This is a genomic window from Enterococcus sp. BSD2780061688st2 D3 (assembly GCF_005844145.1).
GTDB classification, from domain to species: Bacteria; Bacillota; Bacilli; order Lactobacillales; family Enterococcaceae; genus Enterococcus_B; species Enterococcus_B durans.
Genome location: NZ_SPHN01000003.1, coordinates 53,262 through 65,885 on the forward strand (window position 1 = coordinate 53,262; position 12,624 = coordinate 65,885).

The window sequence follows — 12,624 nt, forward strand, 5'->3', positions numbered from 1 at the left end:
TTACTTATTCCAAGAGAAAAAATAGGACAGTCACAAAAATTCTCTTGATAAGCTTCATTTCACTTTAAAAATCATCGCCATTTATCTTTGTAGCCATTCTGATCAATAGTCGAACTGGCGATAATACCGACGGATATCCAATGGATGACAATTCAATTTTTCCACATGTGCATCGATCCGCTGTGTGACTGCATGCATCAATAAATAAGAAAGTACTCGACCACGATGGGCTTCGTCTATTCCTTCAATCGGGTAATCTTTCGTATCGATCAGCGTATAGTTGGCACAAATCTTAGGTAGTAGTCCTGCTACTCTTTCAGCTAAGACCCGCTGTTCATCTTCACCTAGGAACAAGGTGACTGGTGTTGTTTCCTCGATCACTTCCAATGTTCCATGTAAAAATTCAGCTGCATGGATCGATTTTGATCGAAGCCAGCTTTGTTCTTCCCAATAACACATAGCATAGGAATAAACCGCACCCCATTGATTGCCAGCTCCAATAAAGTAATGCATCGCATCATGCCGATGCTTTTCAGCAAAAGCAAGGCCAAATGCATCTGCTTTTTTCTCTGCTTCCACCAAACCAATCGCTAAATAGTCTTCCAGTTGTTGGTAATACTTTTCATAATCCTCAAAATCACCGTTTTTTTGCATCAAGCGATCTGCAACCATAAAGAATTTGATTTGCTCTGTTCCTAGAGCAGGGTAGGTGATCGTGTAATCACAAAGTCGTGCGAGTGGGCTGTCTTTTGTATCGATGAAGCCGATCAACGTTGCTCCGACTTTTTTTATGTCTTCTACTGCGCGCACTACTTCTTGTGTCGTTCCAGTTACTGAGGATAGTACTACGATTGATTCTTTTGTTAACCGCTTGTTCCCTGTTGTATAATATTCAGCTGCATGCTGGATAAAAACAGGGAGATCACTCTTTCCATTGATATAAGTAACGGCTTGCATCGCTGAAGCATATGTGCCGCCAATGCCTAAATAGTAAACTGCGTCAAATTTTCCATAAAGTCCATCAACGATTTCTTCTACTTGGGGACGTAAAGCTAAGGCACCATTAATTGCTTCTATTTGTTGTTGTTCGTTGAATTTTAACATATTATCCACCTCTTAAATTTTACTTTTTAATACACGATCAAAATCACTGAATATTTTTTGACTCAAATCGATTCCTTTTCCAGTCGCAATCTTATAAGCCAATACTTGAAACGGCACAACTAAACCTAAGCCAGATAGATATTCTTCACATGAAAATGCTATGCTCAAACTGTTTTCATCTGCTGTTTCCTCTGTCGTAACCGTAAATGTTGCCCCTACGTAAGGGTCCATGTATTCTTTTAAGCATCTTGAGCGTTGCTGATTTTCGCTCTTTGCTTCTATAAAAAACAACACATGTGAAGAATCAGCCTCCAGGTAAGGACCATGCATATATGCTTCTAGTTCAAATCCTTGTGAAGGTTCTCGAACGGTCTCTGTAAATTTGGTCTCAACCTCTTTTGCTGTTCCCCAGTTTGGTCCATAACCAATTGCGATAAACCGTTTTGCTACGCGAAACAGTGCTTGATTCTTTTCATAAAAAGCTTCGGTTCGCTGAATATTCTCAGGAATTTCTGTGATGATCTTTTTTAGCTGATCGATTTTTTCATGTCTTTGCGTTTCCGTGATCTTCCCTTTACTTACGCCAATCGTTATTCCCAAAAGGATCAGCTGTAGAACGGTTGCTGAATAACCTTTTGTCACAAATCCAACTTTTTCAATCCCGATCCCTAGATCGATTACTTGATCCGTTTCAGAAGCAATCGGACTATTCTGATCACTTGTTATTGCAATCGTCTGGATACTTTCGGTCGGAATCGCTTTAATCGCTGTGACTGTTGACGCACTTTTTCCGCTTTGTGAAACGGCAATAACTGTATCTACCGCCGTTGACAAATGACCATAGTGTGTAAAATGAAATGGTTCTTGGATATCTACAGTCAATCCACCGTAACTTTCTAATGCAGGTTTTGCTGCTAAGCATGCATTATAAGAAGATCCAGTTGCAAGGATCATGACATTTTTGATAGATGTATAAGCGTCCTTGCTTGAAAAATCATATGCCTCGATAATTGCTGATAATGTTTCGTTTTCCTCGTGGATATAGTCCAACATTGTGACCATTTGCTTCCCTCTTTTCTAAAAAATACCGATCCATGAACCAGCAATGCCAAAGATAGCTAATCCAATCAAGATCATTAAAGGTTTTACTTCTTTTTTCAATAAATAGAACACAGCGCCAAATGCACCTAAACATAAAATATTGGGAACAATATCATCGAAAATACTTTGCACAGTTACTGCATTTTCACCTGATCCGATTTTCAAAGGAATATTGATACTGATCATCGTAGCAGTCATTGCACCAACTACCATCAATCCAATGATCGAAGCACCAAATGTCAAACTTTCCATCATTCCATTTGCTTGGATTTTTTTCAAAAATCCGGTTCCCAATCGATAGCCCCAACCAGTTGCTAAATAGCGAAGCAAAATGTGTGGAATATTAAAAATCAGAAGAAAAAGAATAGGCCCCAAGATGTTTCCTTGCAATGCAAGTGACGTGCCAACACCTGTAGCGATCAGGCGTAAAGTCCCCCAAAAGAAGGAATCTCCGATGCCAGCTAAAGGCCCCATGAGAGATGTTTTGATGCTATCGATAGCTGTCACATCAAACTCTGGATCATGTATATTTTCTTCTTCCATGGCGGCATTTATCCCTAAGATCAGGGTGACGATATGTGGCGTCGTATTGAAGAATTCTAAATGGCGTTTCAAGGCTGCAGCCATGTCCTCTTTCGTATGGTAAAGCTTTTTTAGAATAGGGATGATCGCATATGCGTAAGCCATATTCATTTGTCGCTCATAATTCCAAGAAAATTCCATCTGAAAGGAACGCCAAAATACATGGTTCAATTCTTTTTTAGTGATACGGTTCTTGTCTTGTTCAGAAGTCTTCATCTTCTTCTACCTCCCCTGCTGAAGTTTGAACAGCTGTCTTTTGAACATTCATGATGTTTACTACTACTACTGCTAAAATGGCCCCAAAAATAGCAATCCCAGTAACTGGTATCTTCAAGTAAGAAGCCAAAGCAAATCCTAAAAAGAAATAAGGAACTACTTTTTTATTGATCAATAGGCGGGCTAACATCGCAAATCCTAATGCTGGAATCAATCCCGTAGCAACAGTTAATCCGTTTTGAACAAAATCAGGGATTTTTTCTAGCAGACTGCCTATCGTATTGCTTCCCACCATATAGGAAATCGTCACAATTAGGCCTAACATAAGGGACAGTCCAAACCCAGCGAGTAAATGCATATGTTCAACGCCTTTGTAATTTCCCTCTTCTGCATAACGATCTGCTTTATGGGTCATCAACGGGATCAATAAACCTAAATAAACATTTTTCAAAATCAAAGTGAGCGTTGCAATCGGCAACCCTAATAATAGAGCTGTTTCTGTTCCTGCTCCTGCAGTGATCGCAAATGCTGTTCCTAAAATACCACCCGTCACAACATCTGGTGGGATAGAGGCACCAACTGAAAATGAACCAATAAAAGCTAACTCTAAAGTGGCCCCCATGATGACACCTGCTTTAACATCACCTAACACGATCCCGGTAAATAATCCCGTGACAATTGGCCGAGAAAGCAGGGAAGTACCTAACGCATATTCTGATTGTGCAACAAAAGCAACTAGTCCTAAAAGAACCGCTTGTAGGATCATAATTTAACCTTCCTTTCTCATAAAACTTCTTTGGCAGCTACTTTTTTGTCTGCAGGCACTTGACGGATTTCAACTTCTATTTGATCCGTCAGCAACTGTTTCAATAATTCTTCTTCTTCGGGTAAAACATTGACCGCTTTTCCTAAACTTCTCGTTCCTTCTTTCGCTTTGATCCCTCCTAAATTGATGTGTTTGATCTCAGGGCAAGCTTTTGCTAATGCATAGGCATCTTTGATCGATTCCACCACAATGAATAATTTGTATTTATCTGTGACACCACTTTGCAACGCACTGATTGAATCTTGAATCGATTTGATCACTAACTTTACGCCCTGTGGTTTAGCCAATTTGATTGTTGTTTTACGTATTTCATTCTTTGGTACATCATCATTTGCAATCAAAATACAATCTGCTCCGATTGCCTGTGTCCAAGAAAATGCAACTTGACCATGTAATAAACGGTGATCTACTCTTGTTAAAATAATCATTTGATACCCCTCCTAAAATTCTTCTTCTTCGATTTTTGTTTTTATGCTTTCATTGCAGAACTGGATCGTTTCTTTCGACTCACGTAATGCTCGTTGAATCAATTCAGTGATTGAATCTACCATTTCGACTTGTGCGACGATCTCGATCAACAAAGGTAAGTTCAATCCAGCAATCAAATAGATGTTTGGTTGATCAATATATTGTAAAAATTCATTATTCACGCTTCCGCCAAACAAATCGGTCAAAATGATCAACTCTTTTCCTTTATGTTCCTCGATCAATTGTTTAACTGATTTGGTCAGATCAAATGATTCAGACATGTAACAATCTAAAGCAGTGATCGAATGATGCGTCCCATAGATAAGCTCCAACGAATTTAAAATGCCCGAAGCAAAATGCCCATGGGAAGCAATGATGATTTTTTTTTCCACTTTAACACCTCTTTCTTACTCTCAATTTAAATAAAGCAAGATACATGCCAAAAATAGTGGCCGTATCTTGCTTTGATCAGAATTCTTCGTCTTTCCCTATCTTCTCTTCAATATTTATCAAAATATCATAGATATAGGCTACCTCTGAAGTAGGAATCTTGACACTGTAATGTTCTTCGATGACACTAAATGCTTCTTTTATAGAATCAAACATTTCTTTTTGACACTTCGATATCGTCTCTTGACCGTGATAATTTTCAATGGGAATTTGTCGGATCAGGCGTTCAATCAAACAGCTGACATGGACGTAAAGCGCGATCTTTTTTGGTGTACTGATGTCTGTAGCCAATCTAAGTTCTAATTCACGTACAAAATATTCGATCTCTGTCATTACTTTTTCCGTATCCAGAATCGTGACCGAATCTAAAACTTTTTCCAATGAAAAATTACGTACGAAGCGCTGATCAAAATCTCCCCTTTCTTTTTCGGGAAAAATTGGTACTAACCATTCAGTGAGCTGATCCATTTGTTCGCCTGAGATCAAGGACTCTATAGATAAATAGGGCGTAACTTCAATTTGCGGATTCATCGTTCCGATGACGCCTATGACATCATACATTGAGAAAACAGTTTCTTTTTTCTTTCTTTCAGCTAACACATGATATTCGTAGGGCATGATTTTTAGCGCATGATTTGTTGGCAAACTTTTTTCCAATAATTCAGCCATATGAGTGGCTGTTCCTATCCCTGTGGCGCAAGTGACGAGTAATGCTTTTGGTTTATGTTTTTCAGGATAGATGATCTTCCATTCTGATTTTGTAGCATCAACGGCTTGCTGAACGATCGTCTCTAGATCCAAAAGGTTCTGCATTTTTTCACCGATCGTGATCGCTAAGGGTGTCGTCACGTTATTCAAGATCACGATCGGTGCAAATACTTGATCTTTAAATAATTGATAGATTTCTTTCAAAGAACCCATGTCCACTAGGATGATCAAGCCGTTCGATAGATCATGATGGTTACTGTAATCAATGATTTCATTCGCAATTTGTTGTGGCGTCACATCTAGTGGCATGTCAAATGATTCAAATAGATCTTGTCCTAATAAACGATTCGCGACATTTGCCATACTACTAGCTGTTGCATATCCGTGTGCGGCTATGATCGCTTTGGGGATGCTTTGCTCTTTTGACCATTTCGTCCGTTTCAGATAGATCGTTAAAATTATTTTATCCAACAACGTGCTATCTAAATCTAGTTTTGAATGCGTCAACTCCAAAATACGCGTAGCATACTGATAATTCGCTGGATAAAGTAGCTCTAATTGCTGGGATAAGCCCTTCATTAATTGAAGGATTTCTTCTTCATCTGGTAGCCATTTGACTGTACTACGCTGATACAGATAATAACTTAATGCATACACGGTGTTCCCATCAAATCTGATTTGATAGGCACTTTCCATCTGTTTCAGCGTTTCACGGATCGTATGCATCCAATAGACCAGTAATTCATGCTTTTCTTGCCGGCTTGTCTCAAAGAGCAAAAAATCAAATAAGTGCACAACTTCTTCTTTTAATTTATCCTCGCAATTGTTCAAAGAGGTCCCACTTTTTTTGAAAGTCAAAAGCAACTCTTCAAAACAGCGAATGATCCGCTCCTGTTCTGGCTGCCTTTTTTCCATTAGATATTCAAGGTTCTGTTTATCAGTGATCCACACAGCTGATTGGGTCGAATTACTATTGGGAGAAAGCGTTAAGAGATATTTTTGCAGATGTTGCAGTTTGATACATAGCTTATCTTCTTCTTTCTGCTCTGCAAATGCTTTTGCTACCGCAACCTTGACGTTATTCTTCAATTCTCCGATATTGCCGCTAAAATCCTGATTCGATAAAATCGTCAGTACTTGTCCGCTTACTTTCATTGGATACTTGATTTTTCGCTGTTCAGCTAAAAAAAAGGAATAGATCAATTCCAGTCGTTCTTCTTTTTGTCGTTCTTTTAAAGAAGGTAAGTCGATTTTGATCGGTATCCTACGTGTAAAAGTGTGGAGAAAATGGCTTGTTACTTCTTCTGTTGTTGCAAAGAACAAGCGAACATCGACTTTTCTTGCATGGTTCGTATCTCCCATGCGATAGATGATTCCTTTATCTAAATACGTAAACAACTTTTCTTGTCCTTCCGGGCTTAGTCGATGGACTTCATCCAAGAAAAGAATACCTCCATCTGCGGCCTCAAATGCACCTATTTTATCTTGAACTGCGCCTGTATAAGCACCTGTGACATGACCAAATAGATTACTTGTTAACAATTCTGGATTATCCGCATATTGCGCACAATTCAATGTGATGAGGGGGGCATTTTCTGTCAGCAGATCATATTCCAAACAATATTGATAAATAATGTTTACAAGATAGCTTTTACCAGTCCCACTTTCTCCTGTAAGTAAGACAGGAAGTCCCCCATCAGGATAAAAAAGAGCTGTTTTGATTTGCTCGATACTTTCTTTGAGACTGGCGTCATGACCGATCACTAATGAAAATAAATCTTTACTGCGCGCAAATATTGGTTTTTCTTCCTTTATTTTATTTGTCGAAGAATAGAACGTCTTGCTTAAAGGAAAAAATTGATGTTCAAACGCACTTTTATGAAAATAATAAACCGGTCGTGAATTCACTTTTACTAGCAACTCTTCCTCATTTAATTGATTTAAATAATGGCTGATCGTATTTCGTTTCACGTTGAAATATTCTGCCAATTTCTTCGCTGTAAACACATCGCTTATCTGATCGATATCGATAAAAGCAGTTTGATTCTCTAAATAAGTCAGAATTTCTTTTTTTAGCATTTTTTTCACCTCTCTCCAATAATAGAAAACGCATTCATTTTGTCAATAAAAGATTTTGTTTTTTTCACCATTGATTCAAAAAAAGCGGAACAATCAGCTAAAACGTTAAATTCACTTTAAAGTTTCATTTATGAAAAGGCTTGTTCACTTTTCATTCTAAATTTCATAAGCTACAATGTGAGAGTACCTACTTATATATAGGAATGAATTCATTTAGATATCTTTATTGATATCCAATATGTTCAAGCAGCTAAAAAAACATTCCTTCTTTTCTGGATAGTGATTAGCTGAAACTTTGTTAGGAGGAATCATATGATTCAATTATTACGTTATGCAAAAGATTATCGTAAACAGATCATTTTAGGCCCAGTATTCAAGTTTTTTGAAGCTGTGTTCGAATTGATCCTGCCTCTTTTGATGGCGTCTTTGATCGATAATGGGCTTAAAATGAACGATCGAGGAATGATTATCAAAATGGGGGTCTGGATGATCGCTATGTCAGTGATTGGCTTAGTTTGTGCCATCATCTGTCAATATTACGCATCGGTGGCTTCCCAAGGGTTCGGTACCGAACTGCGCAATCAGCTAATCAAAAAAATCAATTCATTTTCACATAGTGAACTGAACCACTTTGGAACAGATACGCTGATCACACGAATGACAAATGATATTAACCAATTACAGCTGGCTCTCGCAATGGTCATCCGTTTGTTGATCCGTGCTCCTTTTTTAAGTATCGGCTCAGTAGTCATGGCATTTGTCATTGATTGGGAAGTGGGCTTATTTTTCTTAGCACTATTACCTATTTTTTCAGTTATTTTATATTTTATTATCAAAAAAACAATTCCTCTTTATCAAAAGGTACAAGAAAAATTAGATCGCCTAAACGCAACTGTTAGTCAAAATCTAAGTGGTGTACGTGTGATCCGTGCATTTTCTCGTACAGCTACAGAAATCGATACATTCAATAACGACACTGATGATCTGGCGAAGAATTATCTTCGTGTTTCGAATATTTCTGCTCTATTATCTCCTGCAACCACTTTGATTATGAACGTGGGGATCATCTGTCTATTGACCGTGGGGGGAATCAAAGTCAACATTGGTAATTTACAACAGGGACAAGTCTTAGCCTTGATCAATTATATGAATCAAATGTTATTGGCACTAATCGTCGTCTCTAATCTAGTAGTCATTTTTACAAGAGCCGAAGCTTCAGGAAATCGAATCAAAGAAGTGTTAGCCACAGAAAATACCATTGTTGATGCCGCTGAACCTCTCACTCCTGATTTCCACTCTCAGAATATGATCCAATTCGATCATGTTGATTTTCGCTATACACCAGATTCTGGCTTAGCCTTACAAGATATCACCTTCCAGCTAAAAAGAAAGACAGTCCTTGGGATCATTGGTCCTACTGGTAGCGGGAAAACCACATTGACTCAATTGATCCCTCGCTTCTATGATGTTAGCGCTGGTGCTATTTCCTTTGACGAAGTCGATGTACGTTCTTGGGACCTTGATTCTTTAAGACACCAAATTTCACAAGTACCACAGACTTCTGTCTTGTTTACTGGAACGATTCGTGAAAATCTACAATGGGGAAAACAAGAAGCTAGCGATGAAGAATGTTGGGAAGCTTTACGGATTGCACAAGCAGAAGATTTCGTTCGCCAACTCCCTAAAGGTTTGGATACTAAAGTAATGGAGAACGGAAAGAATTTTTCTGGTGGACAAAAGCAGCGACTAACCATCGCACGTGCATTGATTGCCAAACCAGAATTGCTTATCTTAGATGATTCGTTGAGCGCTCTCGATTATCAAACCGATCTAAATCTGAGAAAAGCGTTACAAACTTCATTGGACAGCACCGTGATCATCATCTCGCAACGGATCCGCTCGATTCAAGAAGCACATACGATTTTAGTAATGGATCAAGGAAAAATCGTGGCTCAAGGTACTCACGAAGATCTACTAGCGCATTCAGCAGAATACCGCGAAATCGTCGCCTCACAGGAGGAAGCATAGTATGAAAACAAAAAAAATCTCTTGGAAAATCCTTAGACGTTTTGTTCCTTATCTTACGGCTTATTCTAAAGACATTTGGTTAGCTATCCTGTTAGGGATCATCAATGGGATCGCGACTGTTGTTATGACCTTGCAGATTGGTCAAAGTATCGATCAAATGATTGGTGTCGGTCAGGTAAGATTCACTAAGCTTTTCCACTTACTTTTACTATTTGGCGGTATCGTTTTGATCAATGTAGTCAGTCAGTGGCTGATCCAGGTCTTGAGTAACCGTCTGGCTTATCTTTCAGTAGCTAAACTTAGAAAAGATGCATTTGCTCGTCTGAATAAATTGCCCCTTCGCTACTACGATCAAAATTCTCATGGGAATATCGTCAGTCGTTTTACAAATGACATGGACAATATCTCCATTGCAATATCAGCCGCCTTCAATCAATTATTCGCAGGTGTAGCGATTATCGTTTTATCCTTTATCTTTATGTTAAGATTAAGTCCTTTGTTGACTTTGGTCGTTGTTTGTTCGACGCCAATCATCTTTCTGGTTAGTTGGATCGTAGCTCGAGCTTCTCAAAATGATTTCGACAATCAACAAAAGATCATTGGAAACATCTCTGGATTCGTTACCGAAAGAATTGGAAATCAAAAGATAATCAAAGCTTTCCAACAAGAAGAAGTGAATCAGCAACAATTTAGAGTATTGAACGCAGATCTCTATGAGAAAGGACAGCGTGCTCAATTTTCATCTTCATTAACCAATCCTTCTTCACGTTTTATTGATCACATGGCTTACCTATCTATCGGTTTAGTGGGCGGGTTGCTTGCGCTAAGAAGTGGGTCAGCGATCACTGTCGGTGTGATTTCAAGCTTTACGATCTACTCCAGTCAATTTTCAAAACCATTCATTGAGCTTTCGGGTATCACTACTCAAATACAGACAGCTTTTTCTGGTTTAGAACGAGCATTTGAATTGATTGATCAACCTGAAGAAACCCCTGATGATCCAGATGCGTATGCTTTGAATCCAGACACGATCAAAGGAGAAGTCGTCTTCAATCATGTTTCTTTTTCCTATGAACCAAAACAACGTCTGATCGAAAATTTCAACTTCAAAGCTGAACCAGGTCAAACAATTGCGATCGTAGGAAAAACTGGTGCAGGAAAATCAACGTTAGTCAACTTGTTGATGCGTTTTTATGAGACCACTTCTGGTTATATCACTATTGACGACTATGACATCAGACATATCCAAAGAGATACTTTACGAAAAAGCTTTGGTATGGTTCTACAAGACACTTGGTTATTTGACAGTACATTAAGAGAAAACCTTCAGTACGGCAAGCCAGACGCTAGTGATGAGGAAATCAATCAAGCATTAAAAGCTTCTTACATGTATGAATTTGTCGAACGTCTGCCAGAAAAATTAGATACTAAAATTGGCGGACAAGGACTTAAAATCTCTGATGGGCAAAGACAACTATTGACCATTGCTCGTACAATGATCAGTAATCCGCCTATGCTGATCTTAGATGAAGCAACCAGTTCAGTCGATACATTGACCGAAAAGAAAATCCAAAATGCTTTTCTCGCCATGATGCAAGGAAAAACCAGTTTCGTCATTGCACACCGTCTTTCAACAATCAAAAACGCCGACCAGATCCTTGTAATGGACCAAGGGGCAATCGTCGAGATGGGTACTCACGATGAACTACTACAAAAAAATGGCTATTATCATCAGTTATACCAAGCACAATTTACAAAACAATAATAAAAAACAAGCAGTCTTCTGGGATGGGAAGACTGCTTGTTTTTTATTTTGCATGAATAGTTAAACTATTTAATATCTTTTTATATGGAATACTTCGTCCAACATAATAAATCGCTATGGACTGTAGAGGGATCCAAATCACTGTTTTTAAGAGACGAGGTGCCCAAACGACCCAACTAAATAATGGTACGTGGTACATCATCGCTAGCCATAACGGCGTCAAAATCAAGTTGATGATCAACGTGACGCTCAAGGTAGCTAAGATCGCATTTTTCCAAGTGATTTCTTTTCGATAAAAAAAGAACCCATAGATTGCTCCTTCGATAAAGGCGTTCAATGTAAATCCAATAAAGAAGGCTGTTTTTGAAAATAATGCCATTCCTACTAAGTCAGCTAATACCGCTCCAATCCCTGACCAGAAAGGACCAAACAAAATCCCCATGATCACTTGTGGAATAAAGGTCACACTGATCTTAATAAAAGGTGTTTCGATCGATACTAATCGGGATAGGGTGACCATCAAGGCGATCAACAATCCCATAATAGCGATCATACGTGCGTCTAATCTGTTTTTCTTCATTTCCTAGCATCTCCTTTAAGAGCTGCTACACAATACATGCAGCGAATGCGAAAATAAAACCGCGAACAATTCTGTCCTTCGTCAAAGAGGCAACATCCCATCCTCTCAGCACTTAACGCTTTATTTCCTACTCTGATTATTTTGGGAAATCATTCCCAGGCAAACTATAGCATAGTTCACTAGTCACTGTAAATAAAAAAACATATATTTTCAAATATACCTATTTCTAAGTTCGTGATTAGACGACATATTTCTGTATCAAATGGCATTATACTTTAAAAATACCGAATTTTATCAAAAAGATAATGGACGCTTTTCTAACTCATGCACGACTTTACGAAAATCTAAAAAGCCAGCTTCTAATCCTCTCAGGAGTACTTCTGCAGTGCCAATATTTGTTGCAAGCGGAATCTCGTAGACATCGGATAAACGAATCAGTGCAGTAACATCTGGTTCGTGTGGTTGAGCTGCTAAAGGGTCCCGTAAAAAAATCACCAAATCCAATTCATCTTCAGAAATCATCGCACCAATTTGCTGATCTCCCCCTAATGGCCCAGATTTAAAACGATGGACTTTCAAGCCAGTTGCTTCTGTGATTTTCGCACCAGTAGTACCCGTAGCGAAAAGTTCATGTTTTTCCAATATTGTTTGATAAGCAGTTGCTAATTTGACCATCATCGGTTTCTTTCGGTCATGCGCGATCAACGCGATTTTCAT

Annotated in this window: 11 protein-coding genes and 1 riboswitch; of the genes, 2 read left to right on the plus strand and 9 right to left on the minus strand. The window is 38.6% G+C overall.

Going from position 1 to position 12,624, the window contains the following annotated elements; translation table 11 throughout:
• Positions 1 to 102: 102 nt before the first annotated feature.
• The 7 genes from FGQ66_RS03685 to FGQ66_RS03715 all read right to left on the minus strand — a co-directional run bounded on the left by FGQ66_RS03685 (position 103) and on the right by FGQ66_RS03715 (position 7,534).
• Entirely contained in the window at positions 103 to 1,104 is a 1,002-nt protein-coding gene (locus tag FGQ66_RS03685) for an SIS domain-containing protein (protein WP_113846201.1), read from the minus strand.
• A gap of 12 nt (positions 1,105 to 1,116) precedes the next feature.
• Positions 1,117 to 2,166, minus strand: a complete 1,050-nt coding sequence (locus FGQ66_RS03690) for an SIS domain-containing protein (RefSeq protein WP_113846202.1) — start codon at positions 2,164 to 2,166, stop codon at positions 1,117 to 1,119.
• A gap of 15 nt (positions 2,167 to 2,181) precedes the next feature.
• Positions 2,182 to 3,003: a PTS system mannose/fructose/sorbose family transporter subunit IID gene (locus tag FGQ66_RS03695; protein WP_005876639.1), complete on the minus strand. Its 822-nt coding sequence runs from the start codon at positions 3,001 to 3,003 to the stop codon at positions 2,182 to 2,184.
• Positions 2,990 to 3,769, minus strand: coding sequence for a PTS mannose/fructose/sorbose/N-acetylgalactosamine transporter subunit IIC (locus FGQ66_RS03700; protein ID WP_005876638.1), 780 nt, complete (start codon positions 3,767 to 3,769; stop codon positions 2,990 to 2,992). The genes FGQ66_RS03695 and FGQ66_RS03700 overlap by 14 nt, the downstream gene beginning before the upstream one ends.
• 17 nt (positions 3,770 to 3,786) lie before the next feature.
• Positions 3,787 to 4,257: a PTS sugar transporter subunit IIB gene (locus FGQ66_RS03705; protein ID WP_113846203.1), complete on the minus strand. Its 471-nt coding sequence runs from the start codon at positions 4,255 to 4,257 to the stop codon at positions 3,787 to 3,789.
• Positions 4,258 to 4,269: 12 nt separating this feature from the next.
• Positions 4,270 to 4,689: a PTS sugar transporter subunit IIA gene (locus tag FGQ66_RS03710; protein ID WP_081135659.1), complete on the minus strand. Its 420-nt coding sequence runs from the start codon at positions 4,687 to 4,689 to the stop codon at positions 4,270 to 4,272.
• 76 nt (positions 4,690 to 4,765) lie between these two features.
• Positions 4,766 to 7,534 carry a sigma-54-dependent transcriptional regulator gene (locus FGQ66_RS03715; RefSeq protein ID WP_113846204.1) on the minus strand — a complete coding sequence of 923 codons (2,769 nt, stop codon included), beginning with the start codon at positions 7,532 to 7,534 and terminating at the stop codon, positions 4,766 to 4,768.
• A 312-nt stretch (positions 7,535 to 7,846) separates the two neighbouring features.
• Between FGQ66_RS03715 and FGQ66_RS03720 the strand changes: the two genes are divergently transcribed.
• Positions 7,847 to 9,562, plus strand: coding sequence for an ABC transporter ATP-binding protein (locus FGQ66_RS03720; protein WP_081135654.1), 1,716 nt, complete (start codon positions 7,847 to 7,849; stop codon positions 9,560 to 9,562).
• Position 9,563: 1 nt separating this feature from the next.
• On the plus strand, positions 9,564 to 11,327 hold the full coding sequence (locus FGQ66_RS03725) for an ABC transporter ATP-binding protein (RefSeq protein ID WP_005876629.1): 1,764 nt from the start codon (positions 9,564 to 9,566) through the stop codon (positions 11,325 to 11,327).
• 43 nt (positions 11,328 to 11,370) lie between these two features.
• Here FGQ66_RS03725 and FGQ66_RS03730 read toward each other — a convergent pair whose 3' ends face one another.
• A complete protein-coding gene (locus FGQ66_RS03730; protein WP_005876627.1) occupies positions 11,371 to 11,907 on the minus strand; it encodes a folate family ECF transporter S component in 537 nt (178 codons plus the stop codon).
• Between the two features lie 37 nt (positions 11,908 to 11,944).
• A riboswitch (THF riboswitch) is annotated at positions 11,945 to 12,044 on the minus strand.
• A gap of 157 nt (positions 12,045 to 12,201) precedes the next feature.
• Entirely contained in the window at positions 12,202 to 12,624 is a 423-nt protein-coding gene (mgsA, locus tag FGQ66_RS03735) for a methylglyoxal synthase (protein WP_005876625.1), read from the minus strand.